The following is a 15,687-nucleotide window of genomic DNA, read 5'->3' on the forward strand; positions in this document are numbered from 1 at the left end:
AAACGATCTCCCGGGCTCTTAGTCCCGCTCGATCGTGAGGCAACTTTTCAAGCTTAGCCCCATCCGCACAGCAGAACCAAATCCGCTGGTTGGTGGGAGCTAGTGTGATCATCAGGCGAAGCTCGTCTCACCGGAGTCGGTGTCCGTGTCGCTCTGACCTGGAATAAGTTACGTGTTGGTTGTTCGCATGTCAAATCGCCTGTTCAGGAGGGGTTTTCGCGAACACGTCCCCACACCGGTTGTTCAGTCTGCGGTTCCGACCCGTTCGATCTGGGCTCCGAGCGAGCGCAGGTTCTCCACGAAATCCGGGTAGCCACGGTCGATGTGGAAGACGTCGTGCACTTCGGTGACACCGTCGGCGACCAGACCCGCGAGCACCAGGCCCGCGCCGGCGCGGATGTCGGAGGACCACACCGGCGCAGAGGACAGTCGCGGAATCCCGCGCACCACAGCGTGATGCCCGTCGGTCCGGGCATCCGCACCCAGCCGGATCATCTCTTCGACGAAGCGGAAGCGCGCCTCGAAGATGTTCTCGGTGATCATCGAGGTGCCGTCGGCGATGGCGGCCAGGCCGATGGCCATGGGCTGCAGATCGGTGGGGAACCCCGGGAACGGCAGGGTCGAGAAGTTCACGGCGCGAGGGCGATCGGCCTGCACCACGCGAAAACCATCCGGTTCGAACGAGATTCGCGCGCCCGCCGAGCGCAGCTTGTCCAGCACCAGCGACAGGTGCTTGGGGTTGATGCCCGTCACCCGTACGTCACCGGTGGTCATGGCGGCGGCGATGCCCCAGGTCGCGGCGACGATGCGGTCGCCGATCACCCGGTGCGTGGTCGGCGACAGCTCGTCCACGCCCTCGATGGTCAGCACCGAGGTGCCCGCGCCGGAGATCTTCGCGCCCATGTGCACCAGCATGTTGCACAGATCCACGATCTCCGGCTCGCGCGCGGCATTGTCGATGACGGTCTCGCCCTCGGCCAGCACCGCGGCCATCAGGATGTTCTCGGTCGCGCCCACCGACGGGAAGTCCAGCCGAATCCGCGCGCCTTGCAATTCCTCGGCCCGCGCCACCAGGCAGCCGTGCTCGATCTCGGAGGTCGCGCCGAGCAGGCGCAGCCCCTGCTGATGCATGTCCAGCGGACGCGAACCGATGGCGTCACCGCCCGGCAGCGCGACGACGGCCCGCTTGCAGCGCGCCATGAGCGGACCCAGCACGCACACCGAGGCGCGGAACTGGGTGACGGCCGGGAAGTCCGCGTGGTACTTCGGTTCCGCCGGGGTCGCGATGGTCACCGTCTCGTGGTCGACCGTCACGTCGCAGCCGAGGCCCCGCAGGACCTCGGCCATCAGCGGCACATCCAGGATGTCCGGGCAGTTCGTGATGGTGGTCGTACCCTCGGCCAGCAATGCGGCGGCCATCAGCTTGAGGACGCTGTTCTTCGCGCCGCCCACCGCGACCTCACCGACGAGCCTGCTGCCCCCGGTCACCAGAAACCGTTCACTCACGGGGGTCAGCCTAGTGGTCCGGTCCCGTGCTCGTGGCCTCTCCGCCCGGCCGCCAGAGGATGTCGCCGTCCGGATTGGCGACGCGGCCCAGGATGAACAGCAGGTCGGACAGCCGGTTGAGGTATTTGCCGGGCAGCGCGCTCACCGATTCGGGTTCCGCGTCGACCGCGGCCCAGGCCGAACGCTCGGCGCGTCGCGCGACCGTGCGAGCCGTGTGCAGCAGCGCGGCCAGCGGCGTTCCGCCCGGCAGGATGAACGAATTCAGCGGTTCCAGAGGCTCATTGAACTCATCGCACCACTTCTCGAGGCGGTCGATGTAGGGCTGGGTGATGCGCAGCGGCGGGTATTTGGGCTCTGCGACCACGGGGGTGGACAGGTCCGCGCCGGCGTCGAAGAGATCGTTCTGTATGGAACGCAGCACACCGAGCATCCGCTCATCGGGCTGCCCGAGCGCGATGGCCACCCCGAGTGCCGCATTGGTTTCGTCACAGTCGGCATAGGCGATCAGCCGCGGATCGGTCTTGGCCACCCGGGAGAAGTCACTCAAACCGGTCGTACCGTCATCGCCGGTGCGCGTATAGATCCGAGTCAGGTGCACGCTCATGCCCTCACCCTAATTCCCCGGGCTAGCCCGCGCGGCGACGGCGAATGCGCTCGGAGGGGCGGGATTCCACCCAGGACAGGAAGGCCGCCATGGCGCCGCGGTCGAGCGCCAGCTCGTAGCTGCCGTCGCCGTCCGAGCACATGACGATGACCTCGTCGGTCATGATGTCGTACTCGTCATCCTGCGGGGAACGCCGCGGGCCGATCTCGATGGCCAACCGGCGCATGGACGAATCCGGGCCGAGCTTGAGACTGGAGAGTTTGTAGAAGAGGAGGGTGTCCTCGTCGTAGCGGATGAGGCCGTGCCGCCAGCCGCCGCCGTGCCCGCGCGCGGGCAGTACCCGCAGCAAGGCGGCCGTGCCGCCACGGCGAAGCATGATCAGGCGATAGGTCGAGGCCAGCGCCAGGCCGACAAGCAGCAACACCAGAATGATCAGAAGCCACATCCCGGTCTGCAATGCCGCTCCGTCCCTTCACATCCGCGTTGCTGTCGATCACGAACCGGCCGAAGGCCGGGCCCCGCTTTCGGTCGATAGTAGCGACCGCGGAATGGCGGAGTCCGGCCATCCACCGAATGTGACGTATGCGCTGATCAGCGAGGTGCAGAAGATATATCAGCCCATACTGAACGGCTCACCGTAAAGCACCAGGTTGCCGATGAAGTTGGGGGTATCGACCTCGGCGGCGACGAACGACCGCGCCTGGGCGTAGCCGCCGCAGCCGTTCACCTCGAAGGCCTCGTCCTGCCAGCTGACGCTGGCGTGCGGACAGGAAACCTTGTTGTAGCGCTTGTGCGATTCCTGGCCATAGTCGTCGGGCTTCTCCAGATCCAGTATGAGGCGCGCGACGGCCTGCCCGGGTCCGAGGGTGATGCCCTCGGACAGCGACTGGGTCGCCGAGAGGCCCGCGAACGGATTCTGCTGGGTCATCTTGCTGGGGTCGTTCGTCACGCCGCCGCTGGCACCGCTGTTCAGTCCGCCGCTGATATCCACCTGACAGCCGACGATATAGCCGGGGCTGATCTTGATCTGGATCTGATTGCTGTCGGCGCTCGGGCCGTCGAGATCCACACTGGCCACGGCGGTGGTCCAGACATTGCGATGCGCGGGGGTGTCACCCATCGATCCGCTGATCTTTGCGGACTCGCCGGTGATCCGGACCGTCATGGTGGTGCCGTCAGCGAGCTGGCGGGTGATCGTTCCACCGGGCAGCGGAATGAAGGTGTCGGCCCGTGCCGAACCGGCCGGACCGAAACCGAACACCACCGCCGCGGCCAGCGCCACTCCGAACGCCCGGCCGCCCCGAACGCGAATTGCCCTGCCGTACAAGCGATCCCTCCTTCGCAGTGGTCTCATCAGCCGATGCTGAACGGCTGGCCGTAGAGGCTGGTCTTGTGATAGTCCGTGCCGATGATCTCGACCACGGAGACCTGCCGGGCCTGCGCGTAACCGCCGCAGCCCTGAATCTCCATCGGAATGTCCTGGTAGTTGATCGTGTAGGTGCCGCTCTTGATCAGCTCGATGTTGTTGATGGCCACCCACTGCACCTGGCCCGGCGACAGCGGGAAGCTGAACCCGCCCGAGACACTCGGTGTCGCGGAGAGGGCGAAGGTGGAGTTCGCGCTCAGCACGCCCAGGTTCACCTGGCACCCGACGATGTATCCGGTGCTCAGGTTGGACGACCCGTGGGTTCCGGAATTGTTGGTGCCCGGAAAGTTCTTGGGGCCGTTGTTGGGTCCGACGTCCCCGTCCGGCGTGTCCACATCGGCGGTGACATTGCCCGACACCCAGGAAGTCCGGCCCGCGCCATTGGCGGCCAGCGACGGCGAAATGATCGCGCGCTCACCGATACTGGTGAGTTTCACCCCCGGGCCCTCGATGTGCCCGTCGGGGAGCGGCACGGTGACATCCGCGTTCGCCGCACCCGGTGAGAAGAATCCGAGGGCGACCGCGACGACCGCGACAGCCACCCCCCACTTGCCGATACGAAGCCCGCTCATCAACCCCTCGCTCATAGTGGAGAAAAGCTGAAAATGCTGGAATAGCCGAGGCTTTGCCGTATGGGTTGGATCACATCCACAGACCGGCGAGAGCATTCAACCACACGTCCACCCCCAACCCCACTCAGTGGGATCCGACATGGCCGAAATCTAGAACAGGTTCTTATGCTCCGGACAATTCGGAAGTGTTGGAGGAGATTCCGTGGAAATTACTGCCGCAGTGGCCCGCGGGGCGGACAAGCCGTTCTCGATGGAGACCCTCGAGCTCGAGGACCCGCGCGCCGGTGAGGTGCTGGTACGCATGGTCGCGAGCGGCGTCTGCCACACCGACCTGGTCACCAAGGGCCTGTTCCCGCCCGAGTTGCCGATCGTGCTCGGTCACGAGGGCGCGGGCGTGGTCGAGCGGATTGGCTCGGAGGTAACCGGAATCGAAGTGGGCGACCATGTACTGCTGACTTACGCGAGTTGCGGCACCTGTTCGCGCTGCACGAACGGACTTCCGCCCTATTGCGAGAATTTCGTCATTCTGAACACTTCGGGCGGCCGTTCGGATTTCACGTCGCCGCTGAGCAGCAAAGGCGAACGCGTGATGGGCGCGTTCTTCGGGCAGTCGAGTTTCGCCACCCACGCGCTGGTTCCGGCGCGCTGCGTCGTGGTGGTGGACGAGAGCGTCGACCTCACCGCCACCGCCCCCTTCGGCTGCGGTGTGCAGACCGGCGCGGGCGCGGTCGCCAATGTCATGAAGCCGCGCCCGGACGATTCGATCGCCATCTTCGGCGTCGGCGGCGTGGGCATGGCCGCCCTGCTGGCCGCCCGGGCCATCGGCGCGGGAACCATTGTGGCCATTGACCTTTCCGCGGAGCGGCTGGCCGTGGCGAAGGAACTGGGCGCGGACGTCACCATCGACGGCACGGCCGAGGACGTGGTGGCGCAGATCATCGCGGCGACGAACGGCGGCGCGAACTTCGCCCTGGACACCACGGCGCTCAATGCCGTGATCGCCAAGGGACTGGAGGCGCTGGCCCCCATGGGCACCCTGGTGCTGGTCGGTCTGGGCGAGGCCAGCATGGACCTGGAGATCGGCCACCTCACCGGCAACGGCAAGGCCGTGCGCGGCTGCATCGAGGGCAGCGGCGATCCACAGCAATTCATTCCGCGGCTGCTGCAATGGCACGCCGAAGGCAAGTTCCCGATCGAGAAGATCAGCAAGACCTACAAGTTCGAGGACATCGACACCGCGGTCGCCGACGCCCACCACGGGACGACGATCAAGCCGATCCTCACCTTCTGACATCGAAAGAGCGGCGGCCCCAGGGATTTCCCCTGGGGCCGCCGCTGTCGTTTCGGTGCCGGAAGACTACGCGGAGGCAGCCTTCTCGAGCGCCCGCAGCTGGCCCTGTGCCTTGGCCAGCGCGGCCGGGCTCGCCTCGGGATCGGCGACGACGGCCTTGGCGGCCGCCTCGTCGATATCGAAGGAGAATTCGGCGGATTCGGCCAGCACGCGCACCGAGGTGGCGGTGACCGAGAAGAAACCGCCGTGCACGGCGGCGACGATGCGCTCGTCGTCGTCGGACACGATGGTCACGGTGCCGCCCTCGACCAGCTGGCCGAGCAAGGGCTCGTGACCGGCCAGGATGCCGATCTCGCCCTCGGTGGTCTGGGCCGAGACGAAGGACGCCCGGCCCGACCACACCAGTCGCTCGACGGCGACCAGATCAACGGACATGTCTGCCATGGATGACTACTTCCCGGCGATCTTCTTCGCGGCCGCCTCGACGTCGTCCAGGCCACCGCAGGAGTTGAACGCCTGCTCGGGCAGGTGGTCGAACTCGCCCTTGCAGACGCGATCGAAGTCGTCGATGGTCTGCTCCAGCGGCACGACCGAACCCGGCTGACCGGTGAACTTCTCGGCCACGATGAAGTTCTGGCCCAGGAACTTCTCCAGGCGACGGGCGCGACCGACGAGGACCTTGTCCTCTTCGGAGAGCTCGTCCATGCCGAGGATGGCGATGATGTCCTGAAGTTCCTTGTACTTCTGCAGGATTCGCTTGACCTCGTTGGCCACCCGGAAGTGCCGCTCGCCGACGATCGAAGCCTCGAGGATACGAGAGGTCGAGGACAGCGGGTCGACGGCCGGGTAGATGCCCTTCTGCGAAATCGGACGCGAAAGCTCGGTGGTGGCGTCCAGGTGCGCGAAGGTGGTGGCCGGCGCGGGGTCGGTGTAGTCGTCCGCGGGGACGTAGATCGCCTGCATCGAGGTGATCGAGCGGCCACGGGTCGAGGTGATCCGCTCCTGCAGCTGACCCATCTCGTCCGCCAGGGTCGGCTGGTAACCGACGGCAGAGGGCATACGACCCAGCAGGGTCGAGACCTCGGAACCGGCCTGGGTGAACCGGAAGATGTTGTCGATGAACAGCAGCACGTCCTGGTTCTGGACGTCGCGGAAGTACTCGGCCATGGTCAGGGCCGAGAGGGCGACGCGCATACGCGTGCCCGGCGGCTCGTCCATCTGGCCGAAGACGAGGGCGGTGTCCTGGAGGACGCCCATCTCTTCCATTTCCAGGTGGAGGTCGGTGCCCTCACGGGTGCGCTCACCGACGCCCGCGAACACGGACGTACCGGAGAACTCACGCGCGATACGGGTGATCATCTCCTGGATCAGAACGGTCTTGCCGACACCGGCACCACCGAACAGACCGATCTTGCCGCCCTTGACGTACGGGGTCAGCAGGTCGATGACCTTGATGCCGGTCTCGAGGATCTCGGTCTTGCCCTCGAGCTGGTCGAAGGCGGGCGGCTGGCGGTGGATGCCCCACTGCTCGCCGTCGCGACCCAGACCCGGGGTGTCGAGGCAGTCACCGAGGGCGTTGAACACGTGGCCCTTGACGACGTCACCGACGGGCACCGAGATCGGCTTGCCGGTGTCGCGCACCTCGGCGCCACGCACCAGACCGTCGGTCGGCTGCATGGAGATGGTGCGAACGATGTTGTCGCCCAGGTGCTGTGCGACCTCGAGGGTCAGCGTCTTGGCCACCGACGCGAGCGCGATGTCCACGTTGAGGGCGTTGTACAGGTCGGGAATCGAACCGCGCGGGAACTCGACGTCCACGACGGGTCCGATGACGCGGGCGACACGGCCTGTGCCGACCCGAGTTTCAGTAGCTGCGGTCATTGGTTCTCTTCCGTGTTGAATAGCGGGCTGTGCTGGGCGCTACGTGGTTACGCAAGCTGCCGCCTCCGCGCCTGAGGCACAACCCGCCCGGCCTTAGTCGCGGTCCGAGCTCGACGCCAGCGCGTTGGCGCCACCGACGATTTCCGTGATTTCCTGCGTAATCTGCGCCTGGCGCAACGAGTTCGCGGTCCGGGTCAGCGAATTGACCAGGTCCGTGGCGTTATCCGTTGCGGCCTTCATGGCGGTGCGGCGCGCAGCCGACTCCGATGCCGCCGCCTCGAGCAGCGACGAGTAGATCCGAGTGTTGATGTACTTCGGAAGCAGCGCGCCCAGCAGGCGATCCGCGTCCGGCTCGAACTCGTACTGGGGCTTCAGTTCCGCCGACGAGGAGTCGGTGAAGCTGTCGGGACCCATGTCGAAGTTCTCGTCCACGAACGTCACCTGGATCGGAGCCAGGCGACGCACCTCGGGCTGCTGCGACAGCATCGACACGAAACGCGTGTAGACGATGTGCAGTTCATCCACACCGGCGATGGTGCCGACCCCGTTGGGGGCGGGCACTTCGCCGTCGGCGCCGGCCATGAACGCCTCCACCAGGTGGTTGCAGGCGGCCGAGGCGTCGGTGTAGTTCGGCTGCTGCGAGAAGCCCAGCCACGACCCGTTCACCGACCGCTTGCGGAAGGTGTAGTAGGTCAGGCCCTTCGCGCCCATCACATACAGCACCGGCTCCTTGCCCTCGGAGCGCAGGGTGACCAGCAGTTCCTCGGCGCGCTTGAGCACGTTGGAGTTGTAGCCACCGCACATACCGCGGTCGGAGGTGATGACCAGAACCGCTGCGCGGCGCGGGTTCTCACGCTCGGTGAGCAGCGGGTGATTGAGATTCCCACTGGCGCTGGCCAATTCGGCCAGCACCTTGGTGATCTCTTCCGCGTAGGGCTTGGCGGCGGCAACTCGGGCCTGCGCCTTGCTGATTCGCGAGGTCGCGATCAGCTCCTGAGCCTTGGTGATCTTCTTGATCGAGCTCACAGAACGAATGCGGGAGCGCAATTCGCGCACGTTTGCCATTAGCGGTTCACACTCCCTTCATTCGTCGAAACGGTCAGTCGCATCGGCTCGTCTTACTTCTCGACGTGCTTGCGAGTGACGGCCAGGGACTCGACCTCTTCGTGGTCCAGCTTGTCGGCCTCGGCCTCGACGACCCGCGAGCCGTCGGACGCCAGGAAGCCCAGCTTGAACTTGTCGGTCGCGGCCTTGATGGCATCGGCGGCCTCGCCCTCGAGCACCTTCGCGCCGCCCTGCAGGGCGTCGAAGGAGGACTGCACGGAGGCGTGCAGCGACTCCAGCAGCTCGGTGTTGAAGCGGCGGATGTCGCCGACCGGCACCGAGTCGTAGTAGCCACCGTCGACCAGGTACAGCGAAACGACCTGGTCCTCAACCGAAACCGGGGCGTACTGGTCCTGCTTGAGCAGCTCGACCCAGCGCGCGCCGCGCTCCAGCTGGGCCAGCGAGGCGGCGTCCAGGTCGGAGGCGAAGGCGGAGAACGCCTCGAGCTCACGGTAGGAGGCCAGCTCCAGACGCAGCGAACCGGAGACCTTCTTCATGGCCTTGGTCTGCGCGGCGCCACCGACTCGGGAAACCGAGATACCGACGTTGATGGCCGGGCGGACACCCTTGTTGAAGAGGTCCGACTCCAGGAACACCTGGCCGTCGGTGATGGAGATGACGTTGGTCGGGATGAACGCCGAGACGTCGTTGGCCTTGGTCTCGATGATCGGCAGACCGGTCATGGAGCCCGCGCCCAGCGCGTCGGACAGCTTGGCGCAACGCTCCAGCAGACGCGAGTGCAGGTAGAAGACGTCACCCGGGTACGCCTCGCGGCCCGGCGGGCGGCGCAGCAGCAGCGAGATGGCGCGGTAGGCCTCGGCCTGCTTGGACAGGTCGTCGAACACGATCAGGACGTGCTTGCCCTGGTACATCCAGTGCTGGCCCAGGGCCGAACCGGTGTAGGGGGCCAGCCACTTGAAGCCGGCGGAGTCGGAGGCCGGGGCCGCGACGATGGTGGTGTACTCCATCGCGCCGTGCGCCTCGAGGGCCGACTTCACGCCCGCGATGGTGGAGCCCTTCTGGCCGATCGCGACGTAGATGCAGCGCACCTGCTTGGTCGGATCGCCGGTGGCCCAGTTGGCCTTCTGGTTGATGATCGCGTCGATGCAGACCGCGGTCTTGCCGGTCTTGCGGTCGCCGATGACCAGCTGACGCTGGCCGCGGCCGATGGCGGTCAGGGCGTCGATGGCGGTGATGCCGGTGGCCATCGGCTCACCGACCGGCTGACGCTCCAGCACGGTGGCGGCCTGCAGCTCGAGCACGCGACGCTCGTCGGCCTCGATCTCGCCCAGGCCGTCGATCGGCGCGCCCAACGGGTCGATGACGCGGCCGAGGAACTTGTCGCCCACGGGGACCGAGAGCACGTCGCCGGTGCGGCGGACCTGCTGGCCCTCTTCGAGGGTGTCGAACTCACCCAGAACGACGGCACCGATCTCGGTGTCCTCCAGGTTCAGCGCCACGCCGAGGACGCCGCCCGGGAACTCCAGCAGCTCGTTGGCCATCGCCGAGGGCAGGCCGCTGATGTGGGCGATGCCGTCGCCGGTGTCGGTGACGACACCGACCTCTTCGATGGAGGTCTCGGGGGTGTAGCTCTGGGTGTAGCTCTCGATCGCGCTACGGATCTCATCGGGGGAGATCGTCAGCTCCGCCATGTTCTTCCTGCTCTCGCTGTGGTCTCGAATGTCGGTGTGTAAGTGCGCTTCTCGGCGTTCGTCTCTAAGCGAGAGACTGACGCAAGCGCTGGAGGCGGCCGACGGCGCTGCCGTCGATCAGGTCGTCGCCCACGCGAACGACGACACCGGCCAGCAGGGTCGGGTCCTCCTCCACGTGCACCGTGACGGGCTTGTCGTAGATGCGCTGCAGCGACGCGGCGAGGTGCTCGCGCTGCTGCGGCGTCAGGGCCACCGCGGCGCGCACGTGCGCCACGATCTGGTCCCGGAGCGAAGCCGCCAGGTCGGACAGCTCGTCGATGGCCTGGCCGGCATCACCCTTGTGGCGCAGCACGGCCTGCTCGGCCAGCTGCAGGGTGATGTCCTCGACCTTGCCCGCGAGCAGACGCTGCACCAGGGCGCGCTTGGCTTGCGCCGGCTTGCCGTGGTCCTGCAGCGCCTGCTCCAGGTCCGGGTTGTCGTCGATGATCCGGGCCAGCCGGAACAGCTCGTCCTCGACGGCGGTCAGCCGGCCACGCTCGTCCGCGGCGCGCAACAGCGCCTCGCGGCCGAGCAGCACCAGCGTGTCGACCAGATCGCGGGCGCGGGACCAGTCCTGCGCCACCGCGGTGGTCAGCACGGCCAGCGTGGTTCCGCTGATCTTGCCGCCGAAGATTCGCTCGGCCAGCTCGGCGCGCGCCGAACTCGACACCGACTTATCCGCGAGCGCCACACGCAGCGAACGCTGGTCGTCGAGGACGGCGACAACGGCGAACAGCTCGGACCCCGTAGTAGCCGCGACGGTGTCGCTACCGGTCAGAGCGGCCCGAAGAGCTTCCCGCGCACGGGAACTCGCCTCGCGGCTCGCTGCGTACATGCTTCCCACTTTCGGCTCGTTACCTTCCGACCCCGATGCCGGCGTTCGCGTCCAGTTCCGCGAGGAACCGGTCGATCGACGCCGCCTGCTTGGCCTCGTCGGCCACCGACTGACCGATGATCTTCTCGGCCAGGTCGACCGCGGTGCGGCCCAGCTCGGACCGCAGCTCGGTCACGATCTGCTGGCGCTGCGCCTCCAGCTGCGAGTGACCCGCGGCCACGATGCGATCGGCTTCGGCCTGGGCCTCGGCGCGCATCGAGGCGAGGATGGTCTGGCCCTGGGTGCGGGCCTCCTCGCGGATCCGGGCAGCCTCGAGGCGAGCCTCGGCCAGCTGCTCCTGGTACTGCTGCAGGGTGGCCTGCGCCTCGGCCTGCACGGCCTCGGCCTTGGCGATACCGCCCTCGATCTTCTGGGAACGCTCGTCCAGCACCTTGGTCAGGCGCGGAACGACGTACTTGCCGAAGACGAAGGCGATAACGATGAAGACGACCGCAGACCAGAAAATGTCATACGGCTCCGGGATGAGGGGGTTGACGTCGTCCGACCCCTCAGCCGCGAGCAAAGCGATGCTGTTCATCGTTGATTCCTAGTCTTTCGAGCCGGAATCAGAAAATGAAGCCGGCGACGAGACCGATCAGCGCCAGGGCCTCGGTGAACGCGATACCCAGGAACATGTTGGTCCGGATGGTGCCCTGCAGCTCGGGCTGACGGGCGATGCCCTCGATGGCCTTACCGACGACGATGCCCACGCCGATGCCGGGGCCGATCGCGGCGAGGCCGTAACCGATGGCGCCGTAGCCCTTGGCCTTCGACTCGACAACCTCAGCAGCCAGGTACGAGAGGGTGCTCATTAGTGTTGTTTCCCTTTCTGTCGCCCACCCGCCGACGGCGCGTGAAGCAGGTTTTTGGTGTTGGTGCGGTTGTTGGTCAGTGAGAGTCGGCGTGCTGGGCCAGACCGATGTAAACGGCGGTCAGCAGCGCGAACACGTACGCCTGCAAGAAGACGACCAGGAGTTCGAAGAGGGTGAAGCCGAAGCCCGCGAGCAGCGAGAACGGCGAGAACACCTTCATCCAGGAGACGGCGTCGAACAGGAAGAACTGGGTGGCACTGAAGAACAGCACCAACATGATGTGGCCTGCCAGCATGTTCGCCATGAGACGGACGGTCAGCGTGAACGGGCGCAGCACGAAGGTCGAGATGAACTCGATCGGGATCAGCAGCACGTGCAACGCGGGCGGCACATTCGGCACCACGATGGACGAGCGCATGTATTTCAGGAAGCCGTACTTCTTGATGCCCACATAGTTGAAGGTGATGTAGGCGACGACGGCCAGTACGAGAGGCATGCCGATACGCGCGTTCGACGAGATGTTCAGGCCCGGAATAACACCCGAGATGTTCAAGAACAGCACCGTGAAGAAGATGGACGCGATCAGCGGGAAGAACTTCTTGCCGGATTCCTTACCCAGCACCTCGTCGCAGATCTGTTCCTTGACGAACACCAGACCGGTTTCGGCGACATTCTGCAGGCCGCGCGGAACCAGCTGCGGGCGTCGGAATGCCGCGAACATGACGATCACGAGAACGGCCGACATGAGGATGCGAATAAGCATCAAACGGTCGAGCTCGAAAGGCTTCCCCTCGAACAGCACTGCTGGAGGGAAGAAGTCGTTGAGTGACGGCGCGTGGAACTCGCCCGCCAAAATGGTGACGCTCAGCGTTCTCTCCCGTGGTCGGAACGCAGAAGATAGTTTTCTCCCGCGGTTCGATCGGACATTGACGATCTGGTGGGTCGACTCAGGTCGGCTCGAAGTTCGTCAGCAGCTGTGGCGGTCACGCCCTGGCGTCTGTACGCGCGTCGGCGACATCGTCGACGGTGCAGAACCGGTGACCCGAAGGGCCCGGTACGGCTGTAAGCATAACCTGCTCTCAGGCGGGTCTCAGGCGACCCCCCTGTTGATTCGGTTGACTACAGGTAAAGAGTTTATCAAGTTATCTACGACATTGCGTAGGGGGTCGGTGAAACCCGTGGTGAACGGTGTTTCGCCGGGTCGCGCGCGCCGCGAAACTACAGGTCACGCTCCACTTCGACGGTCGGAACCCGTTGGCGCAGAAGGCCGTAGGTCTCCGCCCCGAGCACGATCAGCAGGGCCGCGATCACCGTGAAGAACAGCGAGTAGCGGTTGTAGAAGTCGAACTGCTTGAGCACCGCGATGACAACCACTGCGAGCAGCAGCTTTCCGACCCAGCTGCCGAGCAGCACGATGCCCTGCAGGCCGGATTCGATCTTCGCGCTGAACAGCACGGACGCGGCGGTGGTGAGAATGAACGCACCGCCCAGGGCGGCCCCGATGAGGGCTCCCCAGAGGCCGGGCAGGCCCGCGAAGACCGATGACAGGATGGCCGAAACCACAACCAGCACAGCCAAACCGGCGATGCCGTAGCGCAGCGCCGCACGTAGCGGGGCGTCGGGTCCGGGATGGGATGGCGTGCTCACGGTCAGCAACTCTACCCGGCGGCGTTCTCGCGATCGTGGGGCGGTTTGCGGGTCGGGCTCCGCAACTCCCGCCAGGACGGGACCGCGGTCACGATGAGCGCGAAAACCAGTCCAGCCGCGAAGCCCAGCACGACCAATGTCCGATCCGAGATCAACGAGGTGCCGACCGCGCCGAATGCGAAGACACTCACCCACAGATAGATCACCAGCACCACGCGGCGCTGGGAATGCCCGATCTGCAGCAAACGGTGATGCAGATGCATTTTGTCCGGAGTGGAAAAACTCACACCGGCGCGAACTCGGCGGACCACCGCCAATACAAGATCAAGTACCGGAATGAACATCACCGCACCCACCAGCAACAACGGTGACAACAGACCCACGATGTCGCGCGGGCCGTAACCCTGCAGCGGAATTCGCCCGGAAGCGCCGGTGGACACCGCGGCCAGCATCAATCCGATGAGCATGGAACCGGTGTCGCCCATGAAAATCCGGGCCGGTGAGAAATTGTGCGGCAGAAATCCCAGGCACGCGCCCGCCAGCGCGGCGGCCAGCAACGCGGGCGGATAGGTGTCGGTGGAACCGCCGACCTCATAGAGCAAACCCACGGTGAACACGAAAACCGCGACGGCGGCGATGAAGCCGAGGCCCGCGGCCAAACCGTCCAGGCCGTCCACGAAATTCATGGCATTCACGACGGTGACGGTGATGCCGACGGTCACCAGACCGCCCTGCAGCGGATCCAGCACCACGGTTTCGTTGGTGAAGGGGTTGTAGATGGCCACCCAGCTCAGGCCCATCACCGCCATCACGCCCGCGGCGGTGATCTGGCCGACCAGCTTGGTCAGCCAGTCCAGGCCCCAGCGGTCGTCGATGATGCCGACCAGCACGATGAGCGTCGCCGCGGCCAGCACCGCGGGAATGTCCTTGGGATAGTCGAAGCCGCGGCGCAGGGCGGGCAGCTGGTGCGCGAACAGCACGGCCGCCACCAGGCCCAGGTAGATGCCCATGCCGCCCATGCGCGGAATCGGCTTCACGTGCACATCGCGCTCGCGCGGAATGGCCACCGCGCCGAAAGCGATGGCCAGCACCCGGATTCCACCGGTGGTCAGGAAGGCGATGACCGTGGCGACGAGCAGCACCAGCAACAGCTCCCGCAGCGGGACGACCGCGCCCTGGCTGAATACGCCCTGACTCAGCAGCATTTAACGGGCCGTCACCGCGCGTCGTCCTGGCGGAGCTCCTCGGGCGACATGCCGAGCACCTCCGCGAGTTTCTCGACCGGCACCGCGCCTTCGCGCAGCACGCGCGGGGTATCCGAGGTCAGATCGACGATCGTGGACGCCACCGCGTGATCGGCCGGACCGCCGTCGAGGTACACCCCGACCAGCTCCCCCAGCTGCGCCTGCGCCTCGGCCACCGTGGTGGCGGGCGGCTGCCCGGAGACGTTCGCACTCGACACCGCCAGCGGGCCGACCTCGCGCAGCAGCTCCAGCGCCACCGGGTGCAGCGGCATCCGCAGCATCACCGTGCCCCGCGCGTCGCCCAGATCCCACGCCAGCGAAGGCGCTTGCTGCACAACCAGACTCAGCCCACCCGGCCAGAAGGCCCGGATCAGCTCGCGGGCCTGCGGCCGCACCGAGAAGACGAGCCCGTCGATGGTGTTCCAGGACCCGACCAGCACCGGCACCGGCATGTCCCGGCCCCTGCGCTTGGCGGCCAGCAGCGCGCTCACCGCCTGACTGTCGAACGCGTCGGCGGCGAGCCCATAGAGCGTGTCAGTCGGGATGACGGCCAACCGCCCGGACTTCAGCGTGCTGCGCGCGGCATTCAGACCGGCGGCACGGGAGTCGGGATCGGCACAGTCGTAGACGGTACTCACGGCTGACATCTTGGCACGGGACGCTCGGCGTGCCACTGTCGCGCCGGGTTTCGGACGCGATTCGGTCGTATCCTCGGGCTGGACGAAGGAGGCACGGCCCATGATTCGTGCGATTTGGAACGGGGCGGTCATCGCCGAGGCCGATTCGACCGTCGAGGTCGAGGGCAATCAGTACTTTCCGGTCGATTCGCTGAAGCTCGAATACTTCAGCGAGAGCTCCCACCACACGGTCTGCCCATGGAAGGGCATCGCGAGCTACTACACCGTCACGGTCGACGGTGCGGAGAACCCGAACGCGGCCTGGTACTACCCCCACCCGAGTCCCCTGGCTCGCAAGATCAAGAACCACGTGGCCTTCTGGCACGGGGTGGAGATCGAGAACCTGCCGGGGTAACCG

At 66.1% G+C, this 15,687-nt stretch carries 18 protein-coding genes; 2 read left to right on the forward strand and 16 right to left on the reverse strand.

Annotated features, from left to right (window positions below; all coding sequences use genetic code 11):
• Positions 1 to 243: 243 nt before the first annotated feature.
• From murA to NS2_RS00510, 5 genes are all read right to left on the reverse strand, one after another.
• On the reverse strand, positions 244 to 1,506 hold the full coding sequence (murA, locus tag NS2_RS00490) for a UDP-N-acetylglucosamine 1-carboxyvinyltransferase (protein ID WP_033085038.1): 1,263 nt from the start codon (positions 1,504 to 1,506) through the stop codon (positions 244 to 246).
• Between the two features lie 10 nt (positions 1,507 to 1,516).
• On the reverse strand, positions 1,517 to 2,110 hold the full coding sequence (locus NS2_RS00495; RefSeq protein WP_033085039.1) for a cob(I)yrinic acid a,c-diamide adenosyltransferase: 594 nt from the start codon (positions 2,108 to 2,110) through the stop codon (positions 1,517 to 1,519).
• Between the two features lie 22 nt (positions 2,111 to 2,132).
• Complete coding sequence (locus NS2_RS00500; RefSeq protein ID WP_033085119.1) at positions 2,133 to 2,555, reverse strand: DUF2550 domain-containing protein; 423 nt, start codon at positions 2,553 to 2,555, stop codon at positions 2,133 to 2,135.
• Positions 2,556 to 2,723: 168 nt separating this feature from the next.
• The gene (locus NS2_RS00505) at positions 2,724 to 3,437 is read right to left on the reverse strand and encodes an MspA family porin (protein ID WP_261772251.1); all 714 of its coding nucleotides are present in this window, start codon (positions 3,435 to 3,437) and stop codon (positions 2,724 to 2,726) included.
• A 26-nt stretch (positions 3,438 to 3,463) separates the two neighbouring features.
• The gene (locus tag NS2_RS00510; protein ID WP_228102508.1) at positions 3,464 to 4,108 is read right to left on the reverse strand and encodes an MspA family porin; all 645 of its coding nucleotides are present in this window, start codon (positions 4,106 to 4,108) and stop codon (positions 3,464 to 3,466) included.
• A gap of 202 nt (positions 4,109 to 4,310) precedes the next feature.
• Between NS2_RS00510 and NS2_RS00515 the strand changes: the two genes are divergently transcribed.
• Positions 4,311 to 5,399 (forward strand): NAD(P)-dependent alcohol dehydrogenase, encoded by a 1,089-nt coding sequence (locus NS2_RS00515; protein ID WP_033085041.1) that lies wholly within the window; start codon positions 4,311 to 4,313, stop codon positions 5,397 to 5,399.
• A 66-nt stretch (positions 5,400 to 5,465) separates the two neighbouring features.
• On the opposite strand, the gene NS2_RS00520 is transcribed toward NS2_RS00515, so the two are convergent.
• From NS2_RS00520 to NS2_RS00575, 11 genes are all read right to left on the reverse strand, one after another.
• Positions 5,466 to 5,843 carry a F0F1 ATP synthase subunit epsilon gene (locus tag NS2_RS00520; protein ID WP_036546139.1) on the reverse strand — a complete coding sequence of 126 codons (378 nt, stop codon included), beginning with the start codon at positions 5,841 to 5,843 and terminating at the stop codon, positions 5,466 to 5,468.
• Positions 5,844 to 5,849: 6 nt separating this feature from the next.
• Positions 5,850 to 7,280, reverse strand: coding sequence for a F0F1 ATP synthase subunit beta (gene atpD, locus NS2_RS00525; protein WP_033085043.1), 1,431 nt, complete (start codon positions 7,278 to 7,280; stop codon positions 5,850 to 5,852).
• Between the two features lie 93 nt (positions 7,281 to 7,373).
• Entirely contained in the window at positions 7,374 to 8,345 is a 972-nt protein-coding gene (locus NS2_RS00530; RefSeq protein WP_033085044.1) for a F0F1 ATP synthase subunit gamma, read from the reverse strand.
• A gap of 53 nt (positions 8,346 to 8,398) precedes the next feature.
• Positions 8,399 to 10,036, reverse strand: a complete 1,638-nt coding sequence (gene atpA / locus NS2_RS00535; protein WP_033085045.1) for a F0F1 ATP synthase subunit alpha — start codon at positions 10,034 to 10,036, stop codon at positions 8,399 to 8,401.
• A gap of 64 nt (positions 10,037 to 10,100) precedes the next feature.
• A complete protein-coding gene (locus tag NS2_RS00540) occupies positions 10,101 to 10,910 on the reverse strand; it encodes a F0F1 ATP synthase subunit delta (RefSeq protein ID WP_033085046.1) in 810 nt (269 codons plus the stop codon).
• Between the two features lie 19 nt (positions 10,911 to 10,929).
• Positions 10,930 to 11,487: a F0F1 ATP synthase subunit B gene (locus NS2_RS00545; RefSeq protein ID WP_033085047.1), complete on the reverse strand. Its 558-nt coding sequence runs from the start codon at positions 11,485 to 11,487 to the stop codon at positions 10,930 to 10,932.
• A 28-nt stretch (positions 11,488 to 11,515) separates the two neighbouring features.
• Positions 11,516 to 11,761, reverse strand: a complete 246-nt coding sequence (locus NS2_RS00550; RefSeq protein WP_033085048.1) for an ATP synthase F0 subunit C — start codon at positions 11,759 to 11,761, stop codon at positions 11,516 to 11,518.
• A 76-nt stretch (positions 11,762 to 11,837) separates the two neighbouring features.
• Entirely contained in the window at positions 11,838 to 12,617 is a 780-nt protein-coding gene (gene atpB / locus NS2_RS00555; protein ID WP_486348217.1) for a F0F1 ATP synthase subunit A, read from the reverse strand.
• Positions 12,618 to 12,979: 362 nt separating this feature from the next.
• Entirely contained in the window at positions 12,980 to 13,417 is a 438-nt protein-coding gene (locus NS2_RS00565; RefSeq protein WP_172416787.1) for a Cg1360 family ATP-synthase-associated protein, read from the reverse strand.
• A 2-nt stretch (positions 13,418 to 13,419) separates the two neighbouring features.
• Complete coding sequence (locus NS2_RS00570; protein ID WP_033085050.1) at positions 13,420 to 14,613, reverse strand: MraY family glycosyltransferase; 1,194 nt, start codon at positions 14,611 to 14,613, stop codon at positions 13,420 to 13,422.
• Between the two features lie 11 nt (positions 14,614 to 14,624).
• Positions 14,625 to 15,290 carry an L-threonylcarbamoyladenylate synthase gene (locus NS2_RS00575; protein WP_033085122.1) on the reverse strand — a complete coding sequence of 222 codons (666 nt, stop codon included), beginning with the start codon at positions 15,288 to 15,290 and terminating at the stop codon, positions 14,625 to 14,627.
• 100 nt (positions 15,291 to 15,390) lie between these two features.
• Between NS2_RS00575 and NS2_RS00580 the strand changes: the two genes are divergently transcribed.
• Complete coding sequence (locus NS2_RS00580; RefSeq protein ID WP_033085051.1) at positions 15,391 to 15,684, forward strand: DUF427 domain-containing protein; 294 nt, start codon at positions 15,391 to 15,393, stop codon at positions 15,682 to 15,684.
• Positions 15,685 to 15,687: the final 3 nt, after the last annotated feature.

It is taken from the genome of Nocardia seriolae NBRC 15557, from assembly GCF_007990715.1.
In the GTDB taxonomy this organism is placed as follows: domain Bacteria; phylum Actinomycetota; class Actinomycetes; order Mycobacteriales; family Mycobacteriaceae; genus Nocardia; species Nocardia seriolae.

What these genes read in the sequence shown, in the direction of transcription:
- NS2_RS00510 (WP_228102508.1), bottom strand. Translation starts at nt 4,108, where the DNA reads ATGAGCGGGCTTCGTATCGGCAAGTGGGGGGTGGCTGTCGCGGTCGTC.
- NS2_RS00520 (WP_036546139.1), bottom strand. Translation starts at nt 5,843, where the DNA reads ATGGCAGACATGTCCGTTGATCTGGTCGCCGTCGAGCGACTGGTGTGG.
- NS2_RS00570 (WP_033085050.1), bottom strand. Translation starts at nt 14,613, where the DNA reads ATGCTGCTGAGTCAGGGCGTATTCAGCCAGGGCGCGGTCGTCCCGCTG.
- NS2_RS00550 (WP_033085048.1), bottom strand. Translation starts at nt 11,761, where the DNA reads ATGAGCACCCTCTCGTACCTGGCTGCTGAGGTTGTCGAGTCGAAGGCC.
- NS2_RS00580 (WP_033085051.1), top strand. Translation starts at nt 15,391, where the DNA reads ATGATTCGTGCGATTTGGAACGGGGCGGTCATCGCCGAGGCCGATTCG.
- NS2_RS00540 (WP_033085046.1), bottom strand. Translation starts at nt 10,910, where the DNA reads ATGTACGCAGCGAGCCGCGAGGCGAGTTCCCGTGCGCGGGAAGCTCTT.
- NS2_RS00545 (WP_033085047.1), bottom strand. Translation starts at nt 11,487, where the DNA reads ATGAACAGCATCGCTTTGCTCGCGGCTGAGGGGTCGGACGACGTCAAC.
- atpD (WP_033085043.1), bottom strand. Translation starts at nt 7,280, where the DNA reads ATGACCGCAGCTACTGAAACTCGGGTCGGCACAGGCCGTGTCGCCCGC.
- NS2_RS00495 (WP_033085039.1), bottom strand. Translation starts at nt 2,110, where the DNA reads ATGAGCGTGCACCTGACTCGGATCTATACGCGCACCGGCGATGACGGT.
- NS2_RS00530 (WP_033085044.1), bottom strand. Translation starts at nt 8,345, where the DNA reads ATGGCAAACGTGCGCGAATTGCGCTCCCGCATTCGTTCTGTGAGCTCG.
- atpA (WP_033085045.1), bottom strand. Translation starts at nt 10,036, where the DNA reads ATGGCGGAGCTGACGATCTCCCCCGATGAGATCCGTAGCGCGATCGAG.
- NS2_RS00500 (WP_033085119.1), bottom strand. Translation starts at nt 2,555, where the DNA reads ATGTGGCTTCTGATCATTCTGGTGTTGCTGCTTGTCGGCCTGGCGCTG.